The organism is Burkholderia sp. PAMC 26561, from assembly GCF_001557535.2.
Taxonomy (GTDB): domain Bacteria; phylum Pseudomonadota; class Gammaproteobacteria; order Burkholderiales; family Burkholderiaceae; genus Caballeronia.
In genome coordinates this window covers 3,177,011-3,200,863 of the sequence record NZ_CP014306.1, presented here as the reverse complement: position 1 = coordinate 3,200,863, position 23,853 = coordinate 3,177,011, and the positions used below count along the sequence as shown (strand labels likewise).

Sequence of the window (23,853 nt, the reverse complement as noted above, 5' to 3'; positions counted from 1 at the left end):
GTCCTAGATTCTCCCCGTAGCCGGCGTGCGCTGCGCGAGCAGCAGATTCGCCGTGTTCAATTGGATGCGGTCGTTGCTGATCATCAGCGGCGCGGAAAAAAGATCGCGCAGATGACGCCCGACGCTATATTCAGTGTTGTTTTTGTATCCTGCCATGCCGCAGATCATCAGCGTTTCCTGCACGACTTCGAGCGCTGCGGACGAAATGCTCAGCTTGAGCGTATTCATGTCCGATGCCAGGCTCAACGACGCGCCAAGCGGCGTATCGAAGTCACACGCTTCACGTGCATCGCGCGCCACGCGTTCGGACGATGCGACGCTGGCGGCGTCCAGTGCGTCCTTCAGACGTGCCTGCATCATGCGCAACTGCGCAACCGCATTGGCCAGCCGTCCCGCCGATGGCGGCAGCGCACCCGGCTTGCCGCGTGCCTGCGTGCGGAAAAACTGATGCGCGCGGTTCACGGCGTCGGACGTGATGCCCACCCAGACCGCGGCCCAGAGCGTGTGCGACACCGGCAGCATGGTCTGGTCCGCGACCTGGGCGAACGGCACGGGCAGGATCTGCTCGGCGCGGCCCGTCGCGATCAGACGGAAAGCTTCGCTGCAGGTTCCGCGCATGCCGAGCGAATCCCAGCCGCCGCGCTTTTCCAGCACGAGGGTGTCGCGCGGCGCCACGATCAGCACCTGGTCCGACGCGCTTGCCTCGGCACTGCGGCGCGCGGTGACCAGGATGCAGTCGGCGTGCGCGCCATATGAAATGGTCGGAGCAAGCTTTTCGATGCGAAACGCACCATCGGTCAATTCGACCGCACAGGCGCTGGTGCGCATGTTGCCGCCGATCGTTTCCTCCGACGTTGCCGACGCCAGCAGCCATTGTTCATCGATCATGCGGGCGATCATCTGGCGAATCCAGGGGACGTCGTTGCCCTGATCGGACAGGCACGCCACCTGGCTTTGATGCATCGCGTAGACCATTGCCGTCGACGAACACGCATGCGCCAACGTTTCACAAATGCACGCGACTTCGGAGAGCGTCAGGCCGGCACCGCCGAGTTCCGCCGGAACCATCGCCGACAAAAGCCGTTCGCGGCGCATGGCTTCGAACGCCTCTACGGGGAAGCGTGCCTCGCGATCGACTGCTGCCGCATGCTGCGCCGCGACCTGCGCGACCCGCCGGGTGGCGGCAAGCCAGGAAGGTTCGGCCGATGCCTGCCGGACTTCCTCCACGATCTGCGCCGCGGCGACTGCAGCCCGGTCGGCGTTCGCTGTCAAAACAGCGGCCTGCACCGGGGCGTTCATGCGGCCGCCTGTGCCTGTTGCAATTCGGTAACCGCTGCAGCGAGCGCGTCGATGGACGAAAACAGGCGGCGCGTGAGCATGCGGTCAGGAATCTCGATGTTGAACTCGTCTTCCACGGCGAGCATCAGATGAACGGTTGCGAGCGACGACAGTCCCGCGGCGTAAAGATCGGCGTCATCAGCAAGTGATTCGGCCGGAACGTCGAGCCGGGCGGATTCGGTAAGAATGCGGCGCAGTGCGGATTTCATTTAATAGCCCCCAAAGAAGCGTCACTAAAGGTGTGTCACCTAAAAACCGGACGCGGCCACTCGTACTGGCTTGTCGCGTTCACGGACCGGGTTGGTCTTGCAATCCATAACGGCTCGCTTGTTGTGAAGCCTGATCGGTCGTTCCAAGTGTCTGGATGCCGGGCTTTTTCTCGCTGCCGTTCCTCAATGCCGGATTGCTCTCCGATGACCGTATTTAACGAATTGACAAGGGGTGGCGTCGGTGCGATGGCGCACGGAAGCTGCGCGGTTGGCGACGTATCGTATGAACATGGAACAAGCCGGTGCTGCCGGTGTTCTCACGACCGGACCCGGACATGAACTGGAAAGCCCTCGACTTCGAACAGATCACCGCGCGGGAACTGTATTTGATCCTCCGCGCGAGAAGTGCTGTGTTCGTTGTCGAACAGTCCTGCGTGCATCTGGATCCGGATGGGCGCGACGAGACATCGGTTCATGTATTCGCGGCGGAAGACATTTCCCGTTCGATGCCCGTCATCGCTTACGCGCGCTTGCATGAGGGGGGGACGGGAGCGGCGGAAGTCGTGGTGGACAAGATCCTGACAAGTCCGCAGCGGCGCTGCGATGGCACGGCGCACGTGCTGATCGAGCGGGTGATTGCAGCGGCGGGCGAACGCTGGCCCGGACGCAGCATCCGGTTACTTGCGCCGGTGAGTTTGCGCGGGTTTTATGAAGCATTCGGTTTTCGCAAGAACGATGGGCCTTTCGACGATCGCGGAGTCCACACGATCAGCCTGGTACGTAAAAGCCGTCTGAACCTGGGCCTCGCGAGGACGGCGGGTTGCATCGATACCGTCGAAACGTTTTGAAGCCGTAGCAGCAAGTTTGATCAAGCAGGTGCCCAACGTCGGCATTGGACGTTTCCAAATGACACAGAGGACGCGCAGCTGCGTGCATTGCACGCTTCACTGAGCCGACCTCTACTTTTCAGGATTGCACGATGTCGAGTGTTTCGATCACGAATGTTCGAGACGAGTCGCAGGATGGACGCGTCGAGACATGGAAAACGCCCTGGATGGCGCAGCGCGAAAAGATGGCCGCGAACGACTCCGCGTCTGTCGAGGACGCACGCGCTATGAACGCCGCCAGCTCGCCCAAGGCAAAAAAACGCGCCGAATCGGGCCGCCGTCGCCGTCTGGTGATCGCCCCGATCGGATTTGCAGCAATCACGATATTGCTGCTCGTACTGCATCAGGGCCGCCTCGTCGAATTCATCTTCCCCGCCGGCGCGCTCGCGGTGGCCGCGTTGCTCTTCAGGCGTTCGCCCGCACACTACCTGTCATTCGTGCTTTGGCTGTTTTTCCTCACGCCAGAAGTGCGACGCTTCGCCGATTTCTTCAACGGCGCGTTCAGCGAACGCAGCCTGATCATGCTGGCACCGGTAATGGCCGCGTCAATCTGCGGCATGAACCTGCTGACCCACTTTCGCGTGCTGATGCAACGGCGCGCCATTCCCCTCACGCTGATCGTGCTCGCCACGCTATACGGCTATTTCATCGGCATGGTGGGGGCGGGCATTGCAGCGGCGTCATACATGCTGATCTCGTGGCTGTTTCCGGTGCTCATCGGTTTTCATGTGCTCATCACATGGCGGCATTACCCCGAATATCACCGCGTCCTGCTGAAGACCTTTGTCTTCGGCGGATTGGTGATCGCGGCGTATGGCGTGTTCCAGTACGTCAATCCGCCACCATGGGACGCATTCTGGCTGCAAAACTCGGGGATGGTCTCCGAAGGCGTCGCGGCGCCGTATTCCATGCGTGTCTCGAGCACGATGAATTCGTCCGGTCCGTTCGCCATAGCGATGATGGTCTGTCTCCTGATGACGCTCGCCGCGCGAAACAAGATGGCGATGCTTGCAGGCGGGCTGGCGGTTCCGGCGTTGATCGGTACGATGTCGCGCAGCGTGCTCGGCGGTCTCGCCATCGGGCTGATTTATCTTTTCATCATGCTCGACGGCCGCAGCCGTTTGCGCCTTGCCGGCGCAATTGCGGTGATCGTGCTGCTCTGTTCGCCGGCGCTGATGGTCGACGAGATTACCGAGAAGGCCACGGCGCGCTTCTCGACGGTCACGCAGCTCAACCAGGACGACAGCTATCAGACGCGCACCGAGATCTACAAGCACTTCCTCTCGGAGATGACTACCAACATCGCGGGTCAGGGACTCGGCATGACGGGTCTCGGGTCGAAGCTTTCCGGCGATGGTTCGTCGTCGGGCAGCGTCGACTTCGACAGTGGCCTGATGGAAGTGCCATTCGTGCTGGGCTGGCCGGGCACGCTGCTGTATGCCGCGGGCGTGGTGATGCTGGTGCTGCGCGCGTTCGTCACGAGTTTCAGCCGCAAGAACGACCGCTTTGCCGTGGCGGGTACAGCCGCCGCATTCGGCATCCTCGCGATGATGGTGTTTCTCAACACACTGGTCGGCGGCGGCGGCGTGTTCTTTTTCATCGGGGTGATGTTGCCGGTCGCCGGAAGGCGTTACGCGCTCGAAATGCAGACTCGTGCCGATCAGCAGGTGAAAGCGCAAGCGCGCGCCGCCGCCAGTGCCGAAGCGCCGGCACCTTCCGGAACCGCTGCTCAACAAAGCATTGCGTTGCCTTCGCCGCTGGTCCCATGAGCGCCACTATCGAGCGGGCCGATCGCAAGGCCGACCTTCCAGTATTCAACGAGGATCGCATGAACCTGCTTATCGTCACCCACACTGTCGGCAAGAACGACGGACAAGGGCGCGTCAACTACGAGGTTGTCCAGGCCGCACTCGCCGCCGGCCACTCCGTCACGTTGCTGAGCACGACAGTCGATGAAACCTTGTCCCGTCATCCGCGTATCACCGTCGTTCGGCTTGCGCCAAGCCGCGTGCCGACGCGCTTGCTCAAATACCAGTCTTTCGCGTTGCGCGCAGCGGCCTGGATTCGTGCTCACCGCGCTGAGTTCGATGTCGTGCAGGTCAACGGCTTCATTGCGTGGACGCGTGCCGACGTCAACGCCATTCACTTTGTTCACACCGGCTGGTTCAAGAGCGGCTATTACCCGTTTCGCCTGAGCGGCGGTCCGTATGGGGCTTATCAAGTGCTGTTCACGCGCCTGAACGCGTGGTGCGAACGCTGGGCGTTCAAGCGTGCTGGCGTGCTCGTGCCGGTATCGGAGAAAGTCGCCGCCGAACTGGTGGACCTCGGCATGCCGCGTGACAAGATCCGCGTGATTCATAACGGAGTGGACAACGTCGAGTTTTCGCCGGACCCGTCGCAAACCTCGCAGCGTGCGCGTTTCAAGCTTCCTGAAGCGCCGTTCATGCTGCTTTTCGCGGGCGATATCCGCACAGCCCGCAAGAACCTCGATACCGTGCTTCGCGCCATGGTGACCTGCTCGCCGAGCGTGCATCTGACGGTCGCGGCCGGCACGGACAAGAGTCCCTATCCGGCAATGGCCGCAGAACTCGGCATCGCTGACCGCGTGCACTTCGTGGGCATGATCCGCGAAATGCCTGCACTGATGCGTTGCGCCGATGCGTTCGTGTTCCCGTCGCGTTACGAAGCGATGAGCCTCGTCATGCTCGAAGCGCTTGCCTCGGGCTTGCCGGTGATCACCGTGCATACGTCGGGCGGTGCGGAAGTGATTACGCCTGAATGCGGCGTGGTGCTGGACGACCCCGACAATGAACGCCCGCTCGCCGACGCGATCACGCGGCTTGCAGCCGATCCGCTGCGCACGCGTGACATGGGGCACGCAGCGCAGGCGCTCGCTGCAACCTTGTCGTGGCAGACCATGGCGGCCCGTTATCTTTTGCTGTTCGAAGAGATCGCCGCCAAACGAAAGATCGGCAAGAAGACAAACCACAACGCGCGGACGCATCGCGAGACTGTTTCGGTGAAAACATGAGTACGGTATTGAAATCCACGATGATCCCCGGGGCGACTCCAAGTGTCAAAGCACCTATGAACAAGGCCTCGGAAGACAAGCTGGGCGAGCGGAACATCGATTCGCTGCAGATCGGCATGAACTGGTTTTTCGAGCGTCCCGGCGGCCTCGACCGCATGGTGACTGCGCTAATCCAGTCGCTGCCGGCGCAGGGTGTGTCGGTTCGCGGACTAGTTGCGGGCACGGAGAACGTGCGCACGTCCACGGATGGCGTCGTCACGCCGTTCGCCGAAGCTGACGCGCCGCTGATGAAGCGTCTGCTCGCCGTGCGCCGCTCGGCCGTCGAACTGCGCGATGCACGCATGCCGGACGTCGTGGCGGCGCATTTTGCGCTGTATGCGGCACCCGTGCTCGGCAAATTCAAACGCGTGCCCAAGGTGATTCATTTTCACGGGCCCTGGGGCGACGAATCGGCCCACGGTGCGCGCGGACAGGCAAGCGCCGGCGCACGGCGCGCGCTGGAACGGCATGTTTATCAGCGCGGCGACCGGCATATCGTGTTGTCCCAGGCCTTTGGCAACGTCCTGCAGAAGCAGTACGGCGTGAAGCCGGACACGATACGCATCGTGCCGGGCTGCGTGGACGTGAATCACTTCAGCACCGGTGTCGACCAGCATGCCGCGCGCACCGCGCTCGGCTTGCCGCAAGACCGTCCCATCCTTTTTTGCGTGCGCCGGCTGGTTTCGCGCATGGGCCTCGAAGATCTTATTGATGCCATGTTCATCGTGCGCCAGGCCGTACCGGACGTACTCCTGACGATTGCCGGGAAGGGACCGCTCATGGCTGCGTTGCAGGCGCGAATCGAACATCGCGGGCTTTCGCAGCATGTGCGTCTCGCGGGTTTTGTCGCCGACGAAGCGCTGCCGCTCTGGTATCGCGCCGCGAATGTATCGGTGGTGCCCACGGTTGCGCTCGAAGGGTTTGGACTGACGACCATCGAATCGCTTGCAAGCGGCACGCCGGTGATCGTGACGCCGGTCGGCGGTTTGCCCGAGGCTGTCGCGCCTTTGAGTTCGGAGCTTGTGCTCGAAGCAGGGGGGTTCCAGGCCTTGGGCGCAGGATTGAGCAGCGCGTTGCTCGGCCGCCGGACGCTGCCCACGGAAGAACAGTGCCGTGCATACGCGCGCGCTCACTTCGACCTGCCCGTGATTGCGGCGCAGACTGCGGCGGTGTATCGCGAAGCAATCGACTCATATTGATGTTGCGTTGTTTCAGCGCGCGCATAGGGCCAGCAAGAAGAAAGAAGGGCCTCGGCGCCCCAGGCGCCGTCCAACCTCGAAGCGAACCTAGTCATGAAAATCGTTCACCTGGCTACACATGCGCAGTGCAACGGCAACGGCACTGTCAATGCAATGATCGATCTCGCGTGCACACAGGCGCGTAACGGACACGACGTTGCCGTTGCGTCCTCGGGCGGCGGCTACGAGTCGTTGCTGCGCCGTCATGGCGTCACGCACGTGCTGTTGCAGCAGTCGCGCCAGCCATGGCGCGTGCCGGCGATGATCGCGGGTTTCGGCCGGCTGATCGAGCGCTTCAATCCTGATGTCGTGCATGCGCACATGATGACCGGCGCGCTGATATCGCGGTTTGGCAGCATGCGCCGCCGCTTTGCGCTCGTCACGACCATTCATCACGATATCCAGAAGAGTGCATCCCTGATGCGCTTTGGCGATCGTGTGATCGTGGTGAGTCACGCGGTGGCCGACGTCATGCTGGAGCGTGGGGTGTTGGGCGACATCCTCAGCGTGATCCCGAGCGGGACGGTGGGAACGCCGCGTCATTGCGGGCGTCCGGCGCCGCGGCCGCTCAACCTGCATCGTCCGGCTGTGGTGAGCGTTTCGTCCATGTTCGAGCGCAACGGCATCGCCGATATCTTGCACGCGTTTGCGCTCGTGCGTCATACGCACGATGCACAGCTTTACTTGGTGGGCGACGGACCGGACCGCAGCGCGATGGAAATGCTCGCCGAAGAACTTGGGATTGCGAAGTTTGTAACGTTCGCGGGGTTCGTGGCAGATCCGCGCTCGTACCTTGCGTCCGCTGACGTGTTTGTGTTCGCGCCGCACCAAGCGCCGGGACCGCTGATCCTGAGCGAGGCGCGCGAAGCGGGTTGTGCGATCGTCGCGACGAAAGTGGATGGTGTTCCCGAGATGCTTGACATGGGCACGGGTGTGCTCGTGGAGCCGGGTCAGCCGCATCAACTGGCGTCGAAGATTGGTTGGTTGTTGATGGATTCGCCGGTTCGGGCGCAATACAAGGAGCGGGCGCGCCGGGACCTCGAGAAGTTTTCGGTGGAGCGTGTCTGCGCGGATCACCTTGCGGTGTACCAGCGCGCGATCGAGGAACGCAAGGTGCAGGAAGCGCGGCAGGAAAGAGGGGGGCAACGAACTGTCAGGGCCGCAGGCGCCGGTGGGGCTGTTGGTAACGGTCGGAGGTGATCCCGAGTTGTTGTTTCCAGGGCTTTCGCAGAGGGTTTCCTGATTAACGGATTCCCGCACTGGCGGCGAAGCGTGTGTGTATCGGCGCGTTGCTGCAAAGCGCTCGATGCAGACACCATCGAAACGTACCGCCCGCGCGTCCGTCTTTTATTGAGATCGGCGCGCGGAAAAGTGCGCTAGCGTAGGCGTTTCGACAAAAAAAATAATCAGGATGACAACGGAGTTGATGCAGTATCAAGGCCATCGGTTCATGCTCTATAAGCGATGGGACTACGCGCCGCACGGCAGAACCAAAGAGCAGCAGGAAGCGCTCGATGCCGGGCAAGCTTTATTCAAGGCCGCGAATTTCGAACATTGCGCGAGCCAGCCGGAGCTTGTCGAGTGTATCCAGACTTTCCTTGTGCGTGCGGTACCGTCATATCGTCCGAGTCCCTACGGCAATAGGCCGCGCGACGTGATCAACGCGCTGTGCTGGGAGGTGCGAAACGGGGCAGCGTTGATCGTGCGTGCGAAGCCTGCTTATATCGCGCATAGCGGTTTCGCCCCGGCGCTTACCGAGGATGAACGGTATAGGCGCGAAATGGCGGATATGGCCGAGCGCGGCGCGATCTTCGAGGCTCGCACGAAATGGTATCAGCAGGAGTTAGCGGAATATCATTAACTAGTCGAGGACGCCGAACGCGCAGCGCGCCCGCCGCAAGTCTTCCGGCACATCGAGACCATCGCAGAGGCAGCGGTGCGCAATCGGGCGGCGTGGGCGGCGCGTGATGCACTTGCCGCGCTTGCATCGACGGCGGCGTCTGTCGTTGCTTCTGCGTTGCCGTCGATGGATCATGAGGTCTTTGACCTGGGCAATGTGTCGGAAGTCGGCACGGGCAGCACGCCGTTAGGCGACGCCGCACCGTTCGAGTACTTCAGGAGCGCGACGGGTGATGATGTATTGTCTGTAGCAGCGCGCGGCGTAGGCGAAGAACTGAACGCCGATTGTTTTTACGAATATGAATCAGCAATGCGCACCTGTGACAATCTCGCCCATTTGATGGGAGGCGCACGGGGTTATGCGCTGTGCAAACAAAACGCGTTTGAAGATTACCAAACTTGCAGGGGATTTTAATGTCACAACGGAAACCAAAATCCGTTGTCTTGTCTTACTCGCAAGACAATGAGGCGATCAACATTCAGACTATCGATGCAATGGCAATTGCCGGCCTTGACGCCACGAAACTTACGTACCCTGTTTTTCTTGAGGACCATAAGCACAATCTTGATGACGAATTTGCGCGTAAATTAGGAGCAAGCATTTTGACGACGCTCGCTATCTCCTACCCGATGCTGGAGCCGTACATAAAGATTACCCGTCAGCCAAAAAGCGATTAACCCGCCGCTTGGTCCGCATCATCGTTCGCGCCGCGCTTTTCGTACCGCCGTTCCCACGCCTCTGCGATGCGCCCGGGTAATCAACTCCTCACGCGTAGCTCGACCGGCCCTTCGCCGGTCTTTCGCAGCTAAAGAGAGCAGTCGGGACGAAAACGCGAGCAAGCCCAAGCAGCAACAACCCGGCATCTGCCCCAACCACTGAAACCCTCCCCAAGCACGAGCAAAAATCACCCCGCAAATTCCCCTTGTGCATTCCTCAACCGGCGTTGCGCAAAATCCTTCTTGGCGATTGCAGCGCCGCTGCGCGCCGCCCGCCACCGTTGCAAAGCCGTCCCCTCGCGATGAACCACCCGGGCGCGCGCAAGATTGAGCCACCCCAGACACGCGCCATGCCCCACCGCCGTCAGCCACATCAACGCAATCCGCCGACGTACGCCGCGATACTCATCGCGTATGACCAGATGCAGGTTATACGACTCGTTCTCGATAGCAACCCAACTCCGGCTGCCGCGCACCGCACGCGCGTCTTCATCGAAACGTTGCGCCGGATAATGATCCACTTCCACTGCCGGATCGTAGACGAGCCGCCACCCCGCACGCCGCACCGCCGATGCAAACGCCATATCGTTGTTGACCTGCGCGCCAGTTCCGCGCAAACGCGTATCGAAGCGAATGGCTTTGCCGCGAACCGCGCTCACGCGATAACTCATGTTCGCGCCCTTCAGGAAATCGACGTCGCGCGCCGCGCCCACACCCAGATGATGATTGCCGATCGCGCGGCCCGGAAACTGCCAGCGCCCGACTTCCGGCTCGGACGCATCGAGCGTTGCGCCATGTTCATGCACCCAGTCGCGCCCGCCCACTCCGCCTACATCAGGCGCGCTCGCGAAATGCGCTTCAATGCGCTGCAGCCACGCGGGACGCGGGGCTGCGTCGTCGTCGGTGATCGCAACAATGTCGCCGGTGACAGCATCGAGCCCCGCGTTCAACGCAGCAACCTGACCGCCCTGCGAAACCTCGACCTTCACGAGCGGCAACCGCGCACGCGACTTCTCGATGGCGAGCCATGCCTGCGTTTCTTCATCGGCGCCACGGCACACCACCAGGACTTCGTCAGGCGCGCGCTTCTGGCGCGCGAGCGCATCAAGGCAGCGAGCGAGATCCGAGGTTCGACGATACGTGGGTACTAGTACGGTTATTTTCATTTTGCAGAGCCAGTCCTTCCGGGGTGTATCGACGAATGTAGCCGCTTGCGAGCGAGACGGTGCGCGCGCTGCGCGCGAGGCCTTTCGGACCATGCGCACGGACGTTGTGCAGGAAGTTGTGCGCCACGGCGAGCGTCAGAAACAGGGCCGCCTTCGCGCGATTGCGCTCGAACCAGCGGTAGCGCTTGTGCGTCACGTAGATACGTGAAGCTTCTGTGAACGAGCTGTAGTAGTCGCGATTCACCATCGACGGGAAATGCGAGTTGAACACGTCGGGCAGCAACCGGACGACGCATTTCGCCTGGAGCGTGGCGCGCATCACGATATCGACCTCATCGTAACCATAGATGAGATGCTCGTCGAAGCGGATCACCTTGAAAAGCCATGCAGGAAACACTGCGCTGTTGATGACGACTGTGTCCTGGAAATCCCCGCTCCTGTAAGGTCGTGACTGGAAACCAAAGAACGTGGTCGCGTTGGCGAAAACCTTGGTGCCGTGATTCAGTTCGTATCCCGTAACAATAAGCTTTTCCGGATGCTGTCCGCCGTTCTGAAGCGACTTTGCCATCCGCGCGAGGAAGTCCGGGGACAGGGTGGCGTCGTCGTCGATGAATGCCACGTGCGTGCCCGTGACGGCATCGAGCGCGCTATTGCGGTTTGCGCCCAGCCCGCGGCGCGGTCCCTCGAGAAACACGACCTGGGGAAACTCGGAGCTCACCATGGCGCGCGTATGCGGTTCCTTGCTGTCGTCCGACACGATGATCTGATGCGCCGGATACGTCGATGCCTCGACCGAGCGCAACGCCCGGGCAAGGTCCTCCGGCCGGTCGCGCGTACAGATGCAGACCGAGAAACTCGGCGCTGCAGACTGACTGGATTCGTGAAATGAGTTGACCATGTGTTTCCCCGGCTTTTTTGTCGTTGTTCCGTCTTTTGTACGGCACGGCGTGATGCGCTATTTGACTTGCCGCAGAAATATGCGTCTGTGGGACATCGAACACCGGACGGCGCAAGGTAGGCCGAACAACCCATGTTTTGAAACGCGCAGCAAAAAAATCGGGGCCGGGTCGAAAGTGTGTGTGCGGGCGCACTGAACCGAAGTCTTACAAAACGTGTAATACGCAGACAACTTAATAACGACGCCTTTTCCGGGCGCAATGCCGAGATGAAGCCTGTAACTTTCGATGACTGCTTTGGCTGGCTACACGAGGGCGTGCCATCCGCCGCACGAGGGGTCGTGCTGTGTCAGCCGTTTGGCCGCGAGGCAATGTGGATACACAAGGGCTGGCGCGTGCTGGCCGAAGAACTTGCTGCAGCCGGTTCGCCGACACTTCGCTTCGACTACGCCGGCACGGGCGACTCCGCCGGTGAATCCGAGAATCCCGGCGATGGACGGGAACAGCTCGAGCGATGGCTGCAAAGCATCCGCGCGGCAGTCGCTTTCCTCAAGCAAACCACCGGCGTGACCGAAGTCGCGTTGTGCGGGTTACGCCTCGGGGCAACGCTTGCTGCGATGGTCGCGGCTGATGAAGAGATCAGTGAGCTCGTGCTGCTGGCGCCAGTTGCATCGGGCCGTCAATATCTGCGCGAGTTGCGCTTGCTGCAACAGAACTGGCTCGAGACGGGCGGCATCTATGTGGATCCGGCGCCCGCCGACGCTGCTTATGCAGAAGCCGTGGGGCATCGTCTGGTGGCATCGAGCGTGGCGAAGCTGAGCAAGTTCGACCTGTTGCGCGACGCGCGCCTCGTCGAGCATCCGCCGCGCCGTCTGCTCGTGCTCGATTCGTACGATCCGGTGCGCGCCAGGAAACTCGTCGATGCCTGCTCGGCTGCCGGCGCCGACGCATCGTTTGAAAGCTTTGATGAATGCAGCGCGTTCATGCAGGAATCCGGCGTGACGGAAACGCCGCGTGCGGCGATCGCGCGCATCGTCGAATGGCTGGGCGCGCCCGCGTTTTCCGGCGCGGCGATCGCGAGAGACATTCCGGCAGCGGTGCTCGTCGACAACGGCATGCGCGAAACCCCAGTAATCTTCGACAACGGCCGTCTCTTCGGCATTCTTTGCGAGCCGGTATCAGGCACGGCGTCGCGCCGCTCGGTGATTTTCGTGAACCCGGGCGCCACGCATCGCATTGGCGACGCGCGCATTTCCGTGACGCTCGCACGCCGGCTTGCGCGGGAAGGCGTAACGTCGCTTCGTTTCGATGTCGGCGCCCTCGGCGACAGCGCAGCGCCCGTCGACGAACGTCCGGTCTCCATGCTTTTCATGCGCGAAAGCTGTGACGACGTGGCTGCCGCCGCGGCTTATCTGGCTGCGCGGGGTCTTGACGACGTCTCGTGCTTCGGCGTCTGTTCGGGCGCATATCTTTGCCTGCAAGCGGCAACGGTCAGCCCCTATATCCGGTCGCTGACCCTCGTGAATACGCCGAAATTCAACTCCCCGGAAGATCCGGTGCCGCTCTTCAGCAACGATGACCGTCCGCGAACGGCAACCAGCACGTTCATCCGTTCGTTCGTGAACGCGCGCAAATGGAAGCGTGTCTTGCGCGGCCAGCGCGAGGTCGCACCGATCGCAAAGGAACTCGTGCGGCGCATGGGTACACGGTTCACGGCGAGCATCGCGTATCTTGCGGAACGCACAGTGGGCGTGAACTCGGTTGGCTCCCGTGTCCGGGCAATGGTGCGCGGCCTCGGCGAGCGCGGCGTCCAGGTGCGCTTTGTGTACGGCAATGCCGATGCCGGCCTGGAAGAGTTCGCGATATTTTTTGGCGCGGGCGGCTGGCGCATGCGCAAATGGCGCAACGTGGAGACGATCCACAGCGAGACGCTCGACCACGCCTGTTTTTCTTATCCGGCGCGCGAGGAACTGATGGCTTCGTTTGCTGCATTCGTTCGTGACGAGTCGCAACAAACGTTGGGTCACAAGCGTCGGCGTCCGCGCTTTCGCTCGATCCTGCCTGTCTTCCAGGCGCCAGTTGAACGCACCAAGGAGCGCCATACGGAGGTTCTCGAGCCACGTCAGGCGCAGCGAATGTAACCAATTGCAAAGCGCGCCCTGATGCGTTCGAATTCGCACAGACCCCAGGGCGCAAGGGTTTTACCCTAGCGGTCAATTGTCTGATTGTTCCGGTGCATCAGAAACTCGCAGGCCGGACAGTTGTTTCATGCACTACGCGGCACGTCCTGGACGTGTCGCGCATCACCGCAAGCTGTCCGCGGTCCCCGGGTTCATCCTGTTTGATTTGTTGTAATCGGTCCGTCGCTCAATGGAAAAAAGTCTCCTCAAGAACATCGCGATCAACTTCGCCGGGCTCATCCTGCCCGTGTTCGTCTCGCTCGCGACGGTGCCGGCCTATATCCATGGCATGGGTATCGAACGTTATGGCGTGATCAATCTTGTGTGGGCGTTGATTGGCTACTTCAGCGTGCTCGATCTCGGCATTTCGATGGCGACTGAAAACTACATCGCCAAGGCGCGTGATGCAAACGACGGCAGCATCCAGCGCATTTTCTGGAGCGCGTTCTTCCTGAACCTCGCGACCGGGTTCGCGGGTGCCGTGATGATCTGGTTCGGCGCGTATATCTACGTGGTGCATATCGCGACCATCGCGCCGGCGTTCCAGCGCGAAGTGCTGCAATCGCTGCCCTGGATTGCGATTGCCGTACCGATCGCCAATGTGTCGTGGGTCTTCAGCGGCGCGATCGGCGGCATGGAAAAGTTTACGCTGTACAACACGAACCAGACTGTCGGCACGTTCATGTTCCAGTTGCTTCCGCTTGCAGCGTTGTACCTGATCTCGCCGTCGCTGGCGGTGGTCGTGCCGGCTGCGGTCATCGCGCGCTTCCTTGCGGCACTACTGCTGGGCTATGGCACGTTCCGCGCGCTCGGCATCACCGGTGTCGCAAAACCTGAATGGCCGCTGATCCGCGAGCTCTTCAATTATGGGCGCTGGCTATTGTTGTTCTCGGGCGCGAACATGATTGCGACCACGCTGGACCGCGTGGTGATCGGCTCCATGCTGGGTGCCAAATCCGTGGCTTATTACGCCACGCCGCAGAACCTCGTCACGCGTCTGAACCTGTTGCCAAGCGCCATGTTGCGCACGCTCTTCCCGCGCTTTTCCGCCTCGGGCAGTGAACACGCCGGCGCGTTGTCGCATCAGGCCCTGGCGTTCCTCAACTGTGCGTTCACGCCCTGCGTGGTGGTCGCACTGTTCGCCCTCGCACCGTTCCTGAACGTATGGCTTGGCCACGAGATGGCAGTTCAGTCTGCTCCTGTCGGACGGGTGCTTGTAATTGGCGTGTGGCTTGCCGGTCAGTCAAGCATCATGAGCGTGCTGATACAGGCGAAGGCCAATCCGGCGCAAGTGGCGCGGGTCGGCTGGATCGGATTGCCGGTGTTCGCGCTGGTCCTGTGGTTGGGAATTCGCTGGTACGGGTTGCTGGGCGCGGGCGTTGCAGTGGTCGCGAAAACCTTCTTCGACTACGCGGCGTTCCTCTACTTTTCGAAGCTCAAGCCGCAACCCATCGTGCGCAACATGGCCGGACATCTGGCGTTCCTGATCGTCGCGACGCTGTGCGCGGACTACATGGATTCGCTGAGCAGCATGGCAGCAATCTGCGTGGCGCTGGTGGTGGGCAACCTCGGATGGTCGTTGTTCGAATCGAGCGAATTGCGTGAGGTCGCGGCGCGGTTGCGGCAGCGCTTGCTCCCTAGCGCGGGGTGACGGGCCCAGCGTCGACTTTGCGTTGCGTGACATCTGCGAGATTCGCGGGTCCTGGTCATGAAGCGCCGAAGACGTAACAGCGTGCGGGCGTTCGCGCGCGCACAGAACTAAAAATATTTGCCTGTTTAAATGACGCATCAATCGATGCGTGTGTTCCGCGCGTCCGCACCTGTTCGACGCGTTCAGCCCCCAATCAGCTTTTACGCATCAGGAGTCACCGTGGACGTGTCCAGCCATCCCCTCGCGAGCGCTGCCGTGGAAAGTGCCGCGAGCGTGCGTGTGCAGCCCGTCATTCTTGCAGGCGGCTCAGGCACGCGGCTATGGCCCTTGTCGAGGCAGCAGTTCCCCAAGCAACTGATCGAACTCATGGGTTCGGAGTCTTTGCTGGAAGCCACGCTGCGTCGTCTCGACGGTCTCGATGCATCCGGCAAGGACGATCACGCCCTGCAACTCGAGACTGCCGACGAACTCATCGTTGTATGCGGATCGGAACACAAATTGCTGACCGCACAGCAGATCGAGCGTAATGGGCGCCATGCGCGCATCGTGCTCGAACCGTGTGCGCGCAATACGGCGCCGGCGCTTACGCTCGCTGCATGGGCTGCCCAGGCAACCGTTCCAGGCGTCGATCCCGTGATTGTCGCAATGCCCGCAGACCATGCAGTCTCCGATCCCGACGCATTCCAGCGCACCATCGCGACCGCGATCGAACACGCGGCAGGCGGTGCATTGGTCACGCTCGGCATCGTGCCGGACAAGATCGAAACAGGTTACGGATACATCAAGGCGGGTGCGGCGCTCAAGGGTTCGATCACTGGCGCGATCGAAGCGCACGTGCTTGAACGGTTTATCGAAAAGCCCAGGCGCGAGATTGCGGAGCAGTACCTTGCATCGGGCGAATATCTCTGGAACAGCGGCATTTTCGTGTGCCGCGCATCCGTGTGGCTCGCCGCGATCGAGCACTTTCAACCGGCTATTCACGCGGCGTGCATCGCGGCCTTCGAACGCGGATTGCACCAGGACGGCTTCACGCAACTCGATGTCGCCGCCTTCGAAGCATGCCCTTCGGACTCCATCGATTTCGCCGTGATGGAACGCATCGCACACGAGCCGGGTTTCCCGGGCGTGGTCGTGCCCCTTGCAGCCGGCTGGTCCGACGTCGGTGCGTGGGACGCAGTGTGGGACATGTCGAAGAAAGACGAAGACGGCAACGTGGCGCGTGGCCGCGTGCTCTTTGAAGGGTCGCACGACAGCTTTGCGCATTCCGACGGACGGCTCGTTGCATGCGTGGGCGTGAGCGGTGTGGTCGTGGTGGAGACGGCTGACGCGATTCTCGTGGCATCGAAGGACCGCGTGCAGGAAGTGAAAGCGATGGTCGGCCGTCTGAAAGCAGTGAAGGGCGCAGAAGCGCACGATCATCGCAAGGTACAGCGTCCGTGGGGCTTCTACGATTCGATCGATCACGGCGAGCGCTTCCAGGTGAAGCGGATCGTGGTGCAGCCGGGTCAGCGGCTGTCGCTGCAGATGCACCATCATCGCGCGGAGCACTGGATCGTCGTATGCGGCACGGCACTTGTTACCCGAGGTGAAGAGACATTCCTCGTGACCGAAAACCAGTCCACTTACATTCCGCTTGGCACGACGCATCGACTGGAAAATCCCGGCAAGACGCCGCTGGAAATGATCGAAGTTCAATCGGGTACGTACCTGGGCGAAGACGACATTGTTCGCTTCGACGATCAGTATGGACGCGTGGCGGAAAAAAAGACCCGCAAGACGAATGCATGAACTGAACGGCGAAGCAAAAAAGAACACAGGCCACCGCTCAGGGCAACAAGGCAACAGGAATCACGGAGTACTTAATACAGCGGTTGCCGAAGCAGCGCCGCGGACGCGAGAGAGGCAAAGGGATAACCCTTGAGAGGGACATTCCGACTGGCGTTCGCGGTATTGAACACGCAATTTATCGAGCACGTAGCGGCACTGCTGGTTCATCGGCTTTGCACGGGCGTGCGGTTCCGGGAGCTTGGGGAAGCTTTCCGGATACGCAGGGACACAATGTGGGGCGCAAGGGGAGAGGGGTGATGGACGAAAATAAAGAGCGGTCACTGGTGGCCAAGGTGATGGACGGGCTCGTATCGGGCATCGTCGAACAGAAGTACGGCGCGATCCTGCCGCCGCAGGATGTTTTGTCGAAGGAGTTCGACGTGAGTCGGACCGTGATGCGGGAGGCGCTCAGCATGCTCCTCGCGCGTCACATGCTGGACGTACGCCCCAAGACGGGCACGCGAATCCGGCCGATGAGCGACTGGCGGCTGATCGATGAAGACGTTGTGAGCTGGCGTTTCAGGGCCACGCCCGACCAGGCGTTTTTACGCGACGTGATCGAGTTCCGGATGCTGATCGAGCCGCGTGCAGCTGCGTTGGCTGCGGCTCGCGCGACACCCGACGAGCTTGCCGGGATCCGCGAAGCGTTCGACGCATTGTCGTCGCTTGAAACGGGCGAGCCCGAGTTCCAGGCGGCCGATGTCGCGCTTCATACACGCATTGTTGCGGCGAGCGGAAACCAGTTCTTCCAGCAGATGACGGCTATCGTGCGTGGGGCGCTGGTGACGGTATATCCGATCGTGCAAGGCATTGCGACGATGCGTGAAGCTACGCTCGGCGCGCAACGCGAAGTCGTGGAAGCGATCGGTGCACGCGATGCCGCCGCGGCCGAACGTGCGATGAGCCGCCTGATCGATGTCACGGCTGAAGAAGTCGGCCGCGCGTTTTCGTTTGAACGACGCGAGGACAGTTCGTCTCCGCCGATCGACGAATCACAGTCAGCGGGCGCCTGATTTCGGCACGTGCTGCATGCTTGATCCCGGAACGGTTCCGGGAGATTTCTGGTCACGTTTCTCGTGACCGGGCGCTTCAGGCGCCGTTTCCGGGGTTCTTCCCTGCGCAAACGTTTCACTCCCTCTCGTCTTTCTAACTCCCTGCCGTTTGTTCACGCTTCCCGGCGATCGCTCCCTTAGTGGACAATGAGCGTCATTGAGTCATCGACATCAAATCACGGAGCGCAGCAGATGAACGAAGAGAGCACGATTCGCTGGGGTATCGTCGGCGCGGGACGCATTGCACACCGCTTCGCCGAAGGGCTGGCGTTCGTACCGGGCACGCAGCTCGCAGGCGTCTGGTCGCGCCGGGGGGAGCCAACGCGCGCATTCGCCGACAAATACCAGACGAAGGCCTTCGAAAGCTTCGACGCAATGCTCGAAAATATCGACGCGCTCTACATTGCGACCATGCAGAACAGTCATCCCGAGTATGCGTTGCGTGCATTCAAGGCGGGGCGTGCCGTGCTTTGCGAGAAGCCGGCCGCCGTCAATGCACGCGCGTTGCAGCAGATGATCGACGCCGCCCGGTCTTCGAAGCTCCTCTTCATGGAAGCCATGAAACCGCCGTTCTACCCGCTCTACACGCAATTGCGCGAGCATCTGGCGGCGGACCCCATCGGCCAGATTGGACTTGTACGCGCCGGGTGTTCGATTGCAAATGTCCCGCTCGACCATCCTTCGTATTCGATGGACATGGGCGGCGGCGCGTTGCTCGATATCGGCATTTACGAAGCGTTCCTCGCGGTCGACTGGCTCGGCGAACCGCTTGAAGTGCAGACGTTCGGCAGGCTCGGGCAAAGCGGCGTCGACAGTTTTGCGAGCCTGAATGTGCGCCATGAACGCGGTGTCGCGCAGATCTTTTGCGGTATGGATCTTCAGGGCAAGGGCGACGCGTTGCTTGCCGCGACCGGCGGTACGGTCACGATTCACGAGAACTGGTGGAACCCCGCGCGCGCAACGGTTCGCTACGTAGATGGCCGCACGGTCGAACTCGATGCACCCTTCGAAGGCGGTGGCCTGAACTACGAAACCGCGCACTTTTGCGAGCTGCTGCGCGCTGGGGCGATTGAAAGTCCGATCATGCGTCACGCGGTATCGATGCAAATGATCTTCATCACCGACGCCGCCCGCCGCGACCTCGGCGTGCATTTCCCGTTCGAGACCGACTGACAGACCGGTCTCGCCGCGCACCAACTTGTTTAAGCGTCATTTCAGACTGTCGCGATACGCTGCGACGTCTTCACATGCAGGGCATTTTTACCATGCGATTCTTATCCCGATTCTGGCGCGACAATCGCAAGCTGGTGGCGTTCCTGGTTCTGATGGCCCTGTTTCGAAGCGCGATTGCGGACTGGAACGTGGTGCCGAGCGGTTCCATGTTGCCGACCATTCGCGAAGGCGACCGGATCGTCGTGGACAAGATGGCTTACGATCTGCGCGTCCCGTTCACCCATGTAGCGATCCTGCATCTGCACGATCCGCAGCGTGGGGACATCGTGACGGTGGATTCGTCGGCGGCGAAGGAACTGATCGTGAAGCGGTTGATCGGTCTGCCTGGGGACGTGGTCGCCATGCGTGACAACGTGCTTTACATCGATGGCAAACGCGCTGCTTACCAGCCTGTCGATATTGCGGGCGTGGCGGGTGATTCATCGTCGCCGGGCGAGTATCTCGATGAGAAGCTCGGGCACGTTTCGCATGTGGTCAGGTTGTCGGTACTCGCGCCGAGTCCACGGCGCTCGTTCGGGCCGGTGACCGTTCCGAAGGGGCAGTATCTGATGCTCGGAGACAACCGCGATGACAGCGCGGATTCGCGCTATTTCGGTTTTTTTCCGCGCGATGAACTGATGGGAAGGGCGAGAAGGGTTGCGTATTCGCTCGACCCGGAAAAACATTATTTTCCGCGCCTGGGAAGATTCGGCGCGCGGCTGGACGGCTAAGGAGACGGCTAAGCCTAAGTGCCGTTTAATGCCTTCCCGGCAGTGCCAGTCTCCGCTCGAGCCGCCGTTGCACGAATTCCAGCACGCTGCACAGCACCCAATAAACCACGGCGGCGGCCAGATATAACGGCAAGGGCTGGTATGTGGCGGCGATCACTTCCTGCGCGCTGCGCAGCAGTTCGGTCACCGTAATCACGGAAACCAGCGACGTATCCTTGATGAGGCTGATCAGGCTGTTCGAAAGACTCGGCACGGCGATGCGCAACGCTTGCGGGCCGATCACATATCGAAGCGTCTGCGACCTGGAAAGCCCAAGGCTATACGCCGCCAGCCATTGCCCGCTCTGGATCCCGAGAATTGCCCCGCGCATGCTCTCCGACAAATACGCGGCCGCATTCGCCGATAACGCAATCACCCCAGCCGGGGTCGGATCGAGCGAAATTCCAAGGCTCGGCAGCCCGTAATAGATCACGAAGATCTGCACGAGCAGCGGCGTCCCGCGCATCACGCTTACATAAACGCGTCCGATCCCCACCAGCGTCTTGCTGCGGCTGATGCCCATGACCGCAAGCACGACGGCGGCTATCAGGCCGAAGAACATGGAGTAGACCGCGAACTTGATCGTCAGCACGGCGCCTTGGGCCAGTGCCGGTATCGATTGAACGAGCAGGGATGTCGTGGACATGAGGGATTGAGTTGGCTTCTTATCGATCGAGGCGGGTATCAAAAGCCAAGGGCGGCATCGTCAAGACGCCGCCCCGATGCCGAACGCGGAGCGCCCGGTTTTACTTTACAGCCGGCTTGGTCACGTCGATACCAAACCACTTGTCCGAGATCTTGGCGAACGTGCCATCGGCTTCGAGCTGGGTCATCGCGTCATCAATGGCCTTCTGGAACTTCGGATTGCCCTTCTTGAACGGGATGCCCGACGGGTTGCCCGGGCCGACGTTCGCGCCGGTGCGCAGCGGCAACTGCGAATTCTTCATCAGGTACGCGAGCATCAGTCGGTCGTTCAACGCGGCGTCCAGACGGTTCGATGCCAGATCGCGCAAGTATTCAGGCGCGCCCGGATACGTCTTGACATCGATACCCGGAACAGCTTTCGCCATGTCCATGTAGTTCGTGCCGAGGCCCACGCCGAGCTTCTTGCCCTTCAGGTCGTCGAGCGTCTTGAAGTCGCGCGTGTCGTCCTTGCGCTGAATCAGCTGGGCGTTCGAATATGTGTAGGCCGGGGAGAAATCGAGCGTCTGCTTGCGGGCATCGGTGATGCCGACCTGGTTCGCGATCACATCGAACTTGCCTGCCTGCAAACCGGCGATGATGCCACTCCACTCGGTCGTGACGAACTCCGGCTTGACGCCGAGTTTCGCCGCGATAGCCTTGGCGATATCCACATCGAATCCGACCAGTTCACCTTGCGGCGACTTCGAGTTGAACGGCGGGAACGTGCCTTCCAGGCCAATGCGCAACGTGCCGCGCTGTTTGACCGAATCCAGCAGATCTTCTGCGTGGGCGACCGCCGAGAGCGACGCGCCGATCAGTGCTGCCACGAGCACTTTCTTGAAGAGAGTCAATTTCATGTGTTGTTTGCCTTTGTCCGAGTTTTTATCGGTAATCTGAAGTGCCGCGATGATAGCGAAAACGCCACGACCGCTTCAGATCGATTCCTCATGTGGTTATGAGAACGGGTAGGGATGCTTCGCGCGTCATACAGCGGCTGGCTGGCGCGACAGCGCTTCCACGCACTCTGTCACGAGCGCGGGTCCGCGATAAATGAGGCCCGTGTAGATCTGCACGAGCGATGCCCCCGCCGCCAGTTTTTCACGCGCGTCATCGCCCGACATGATGCCGCCCACGCCGATGATCGGCACGGCATTGCCCAATTCCACGCGCAACTTTCGGATCACCGCATTCGACGCCTCGAACACCGGCTTGCCGGACAGACCACCAGCTTCATCGCTGTGTTTCATGCCGGTCACAGCGGTGCGTGACAGCGTGGTGTTGGTGGCGATCACGCCGTCGATCTGATGACGCAGCAACGTGGCGGCGATCTCCTTGATCTGCTCGTCGTCGAGATCGGGCGCGATCTTGAGCGCGAGGGGCACGAGCTTGCCGTGCATGTCGGAAAGACGTTGCTGTTTGTCCTTCAGCGCACCGAGCAGTGCGTCGAGTTCGCCCGCGCCTTGCAACTGGCGCAGGTTCTTCGTGTTCGGCGACGAGATGTTGATGGTCACGTAGCTCGCGAACGGATACACGCGCTCGAGGCAATACAAATAATCTTCGGCGGCCCGTTCGATGGGTGTATCGGCATTCTTCCCGATATTCAGCCCCAGAATCCCGCGATACCGCGCCGCCTGCACGTTCTCGACGAACTGATCGACGCCGCGGTTATTGAAGCCGAGCCGGTTGATGAGCGCTTGCGCATCCGGCAGCCGGAACATGCGCGGGCGCGGATTGCCGGGCTGGGCGCGCGGCGTGACCGTTCCCACTTCGATGAACCCGAACCCCAGCGACGCCAGCCCGTCAATACACGCGCCGTCCTTGTCCAGCCCGGCCGCGAGCCCGACCGGATTGCGGAAGTTCAGGCCCATGACGGTGCGCGGGGAGTCGGGCGCGCGCTCGGCGAGCATGCCGGACAAACCGGTGCGGCCGGCGGCGCCGAGCATGCGCAGCGTCAGATGGTGGGCATCTTCCGCATCCATGCGAAAAAGTTGCGCGCGGGCAAGCGGGTAGAGGGAACTGAACACGAGGAGAGGCCGGAACGGCAAAAATTGAGACGCGCCATTTTAACGGCTTTAATGGCGACGGCCGAAAAGCTGTGTCGGAACGTTGAATTTCGCGGAAAAATCCGTTTGGGGCGGACCTGGCAGTAACCCGGCGCGTGCCGCCGTTAGCGACGCGGTTTGTCAGCGGCCATCTTGCCGGGCATCGGCGGCGTTCCGGCGGAGTGCATCGTAAGGGGATCGAGCAGATCCCAGCGGCCATCGATCAATCCTTCTAATGGCCGGAAGTTCGCCTTGTATGCCATCTTTTCGCTCTCGCGAATCCAGTAGCCAAGGTACACGAAAGGCAGGTCGAGGCTGCGCGCCTGCTCGATTTGCCACAGGATGTTGTAGGTGCCAAAGCTCGTGTGCGGCATGTCCGGCTCGAAGAATGTGTACACCGAAGACAAGCCGTCACCCAGGATGTCGATCATGCTGATCATGCGCAGCACGCCTTTCGCGGGTGGATCGTCGCTGGGCTTGCCGTCGTCGCTTTCCGTGCTCGCGGCAGCTTCGACCGGCGCCACCGGCTCGCGAAATTCCACCAGGCGCGAATTGATCCGGCTTTGCAGCAGAAATTGCTCGTATTGGTCGCGGCTGTCGCGATCCATGCCGCCGCCTGCGTGCCGCGCCGACTGATAGCGCATGTAGAGCGCGTAATGTTCTTCGTCGTAGTGAAGCGGAGCCACACTCGCGACCAGGTCGCCGTGCTGTTTCCAGACGCGCCGCTGGGTGCGGTTGGGCTTGAATCCATCGATAGGCAAACGCACCGGCACGCACGCCCGGCAACCGTCGCAATAAGGCCGGTACGTGAACACGCCCGAGCGCCGGAAGCCGGCCTTGACGAGTTCGGTGTAGACGTCGGAGTTGATCAGGTGACTGGGCGTCGCCACCTGCGAGCGGGCGATGCGCCCGTCGAGGTAGCTGCAGGGATACGGCGCCGTTGCATAGAATTGCAACGCCGAAAGCGGTGAAAGCGGCAGCTCATTGGGGTGAGTCACGTTGGCAGCTCTCGTTC

Annotated in this window: 22 protein-coding genes; 14 read left to right on the top strand and 8 right to left on the bottom strand. The window is 61.3% G+C overall.

Going from position 1 to position 23,853, the window contains the following annotated elements:
* Positions 1 to 3: 3 nt before the first annotated feature.
* Together AXG89_RS14700 and AXG89_RS14695 are read right to left on the bottom strand one after the other, a co-directional pair.
* On the bottom strand, positions 4 to 1,299 hold the full coding sequence (locus tag AXG89_RS14700; RefSeq protein WP_062170044.1) for an acyl-CoA dehydrogenase family protein: 1,296 nt from the start codon (positions 1,297 to 1,299) through the stop codon (positions 4 to 6).
* The gene (locus AXG89_RS14695; protein ID WP_056364015.1) at positions 1,296 to 1,547 is read right to left on the bottom strand and encodes an acyl carrier protein; all 252 of its coding nucleotides are present in this window, start codon (positions 1,545 to 1,547) and stop codon (positions 1,296 to 1,298) included. Before AXG89_RS14695 ends, AXG89_RS14700 begins: the two co-directional genes overlap by 4 nt.
* Before the next feature lie 335 nt (positions 1,548 to 1,882).
* Here AXG89_RS14695 and AXG89_RS14690 point away from each other — a divergent pair, with 335 nt between their 5' ends.
* The 8 genes from AXG89_RS14690 (at position 1,883) to AXG89_RS14645 (ending at position 9,319) form a co-directional block, all read left to right on the top strand.
* Complete coding sequence (locus AXG89_RS14690) at positions 1,883 to 2,395, top strand: GNAT family N-acetyltransferase (RefSeq protein ID WP_062170630.1); 513 nt, start codon at positions 1,883 to 1,885, stop codon at positions 2,393 to 2,395.
* 131 nt (positions 2,396 to 2,526) lie between these two features.
* Positions 2,527 to 4,203, top strand: a complete 1,677-nt coding sequence (locus tag AXG89_RS14675) for an O-antigen ligase family protein (protein ID WP_069638356.1) — start codon at positions 2,527 to 2,529, stop codon at positions 4,201 to 4,203.
* Between the two features lie 59 nt (positions 4,204 to 4,262).
* Positions 4,263 to 5,465: a glycosyltransferase family 4 protein gene (locus AXG89_RS14670; protein ID WP_062170628.1), complete on the top strand. Its 1,203-nt coding sequence runs from the start codon at positions 4,263 to 4,265 to the stop codon at positions 5,463 to 5,465.
* An 80-nt stretch (positions 5,466 to 5,545) separates the two neighbouring features.
* Positions 5,546 to 6,703, top strand: a complete 1,158-nt coding sequence (locus AXG89_RS14665; RefSeq protein WP_086386560.1) for a glycosyltransferase family 4 protein — start codon at positions 5,546 to 5,548, stop codon at positions 6,701 to 6,703.
* Positions 6,704 to 6,796: 93 nt separating this feature from the next.
* On the top strand, positions 6,797 to 7,942 hold the full coding sequence (locus AXG89_RS14660; RefSeq protein ID WP_069638355.1) for a glycosyltransferase family 4 protein: 1,146 nt from the start codon (positions 6,797 to 6,799) through the stop codon (positions 7,940 to 7,942).
* A 226-nt stretch (positions 7,943 to 8,168) separates the two neighbouring features.
* Positions 8,169 to 8,603: a hypothetical protein gene (locus tag AXG89_RS14655; protein ID WP_143325527.1), complete on the top strand. Its 435-nt coding sequence runs from the start codon at positions 8,169 to 8,171 to the stop codon at positions 8,601 to 8,603.
* A 165-nt stretch (positions 8,604 to 8,768) separates the two neighbouring features.
* Positions 8,769 to 9,056 carry a hypothetical protein gene (locus tag AXG89_RS14650; RefSeq protein WP_144029436.1) on the top strand — a complete coding sequence of 96 codons (288 nt, stop codon included), beginning with the start codon at positions 8,769 to 8,771 and terminating at the stop codon, positions 9,054 to 9,056.
* A complete protein-coding gene (locus tag AXG89_RS14645) occupies positions 9,056 to 9,319 on the top strand; it encodes a hypothetical protein (protein WP_062170040.1) in 264 nt (87 codons plus the stop codon). The genes AXG89_RS14650 and AXG89_RS14645 overlap by 1 nt, the downstream gene beginning before the upstream one ends.
* A gap of 227 nt (positions 9,320 to 9,546) precedes the next feature.
* On the opposite strand, the gene AXG89_RS14640 is transcribed toward AXG89_RS14645, so the two are convergent.
* Positions 9,547 to 10,524, bottom strand: coding sequence for a glycosyltransferase family 2 protein (locus tag AXG89_RS14640; protein WP_062170039.1), 978 nt, complete (start codon positions 10,522 to 10,524; stop codon positions 9,547 to 9,549).
* Entirely contained in the window at positions 10,463 to 11,422 is a 960-nt protein-coding gene (locus AXG89_RS14635) for a glycosyltransferase family 2 protein (protein ID WP_062170038.1), read from the bottom strand. Before AXG89_RS14635 ends, AXG89_RS14640 begins: the two co-directional genes overlap by 62 nt.
* A gap of 267 nt (positions 11,423 to 11,689) precedes the next feature.
* Here AXG89_RS14635 and AXG89_RS14630 point away from each other — a divergent pair, with 267 nt between their 5' ends.
* The 6 genes from AXG89_RS14630 (at position 11,690) to lepB (ending at position 20,073) form a co-directional block, all read left to right on the top strand.
* Positions 11,690 to 13,561, top strand: a complete 1,872-nt coding sequence (locus tag AXG89_RS14630) for an alpha/beta hydrolase (protein ID WP_075357835.1) — start codon at positions 11,690 to 11,692, stop codon at positions 13,559 to 13,561.
* A gap of 229 nt (positions 13,562 to 13,790) precedes the next feature.
* A complete protein-coding gene (locus AXG89_RS14625; RefSeq protein WP_061999571.1) occupies positions 13,791 to 15,251 on the top strand; it encodes an oligosaccharide flippase family protein in 1,461 nt (486 codons plus the stop codon).
* A 219-nt stretch (positions 15,252 to 15,470) separates the two neighbouring features.
* Positions 15,471 to 17,039 carry a mannose-1-phosphate guanylyltransferase/mannose-6-phosphate isomerase gene (locus AXG89_RS14620; protein ID WP_062170036.1) on the top strand — a complete coding sequence of 523 codons (1,569 nt, stop codon included), beginning with the start codon at positions 15,471 to 15,473 and terminating at the stop codon, positions 17,037 to 17,039.
* A 296-nt stretch (positions 17,040 to 17,335) separates the two neighbouring features.
* Positions 17,336 to 18,091 carry a FadR/GntR family transcriptional regulator gene (locus tag AXG89_RS14615; protein WP_061999570.1) on the top strand — a complete coding sequence of 252 codons (756 nt, stop codon included), beginning with the start codon at positions 17,336 to 17,338 and terminating at the stop codon, positions 18,089 to 18,091.
* A gap of 231 nt (positions 18,092 to 18,322) precedes the next feature.
* Positions 18,323 to 19,303: a Gfo/Idh/MocA family protein gene (locus AXG89_RS14610; RefSeq protein ID WP_062170035.1), complete on the top strand. Its 981-nt coding sequence runs from the start codon at positions 18,323 to 18,325 to the stop codon at positions 19,301 to 19,303.
* A gap of 92 nt (positions 19,304 to 19,395) precedes the next feature.
* Positions 19,396 to 20,073, top strand: coding sequence for a signal peptidase I (lepB, locus tag AXG89_RS14605; protein WP_062000878.1), 678 nt, complete (start codon positions 19,396 to 19,398; stop codon positions 20,071 to 20,073).
* A gap of 25 nt (positions 20,074 to 20,098) precedes the next feature.
* On the opposite strand, the gene AXG89_RS14600 is transcribed toward lepB, so the two are convergent.
* The 4 genes from AXG89_RS14600 to AXG89_RS14585 form a co-directional block, all read right to left on the bottom strand.
* Positions 20,099 to 20,758, bottom strand: a complete 660-nt coding sequence (locus AXG89_RS14600) for an amino acid ABC transporter permease (protein WP_061999568.1) — start codon at positions 20,756 to 20,758, stop codon at positions 20,099 to 20,101.
* A gap of 100 nt (positions 20,759 to 20,858) precedes the next feature.
* Positions 20,859 to 21,653: a cystine ABC transporter substrate-binding protein gene (locus AXG89_RS14595; protein WP_061999567.1), complete on the bottom strand. Its 795-nt coding sequence runs from the start codon at positions 21,651 to 21,653 to the stop codon at positions 20,859 to 20,861.
* Between the two features lie 126 nt (positions 21,654 to 21,779).
* Positions 21,780 to 22,820 (bottom strand): quinone-dependent dihydroorotate dehydrogenase, encoded by a 1,041-nt coding sequence (locus AXG89_RS14590; RefSeq protein WP_061999566.1) that lies wholly within the window; start codon positions 22,818 to 22,820, stop codon positions 21,780 to 21,782.
* Positions 22,821 to 22,963: 143 nt separating this feature from the next.
* Entirely contained in the window at positions 22,964 to 23,836 is an 873-nt protein-coding gene (locus AXG89_RS14585; protein WP_062000877.1) for an arginyltransferase, read from the bottom strand.
* Between the last annotated feature and the right edge of the window lie 17 nt (positions 23,837 to 23,853).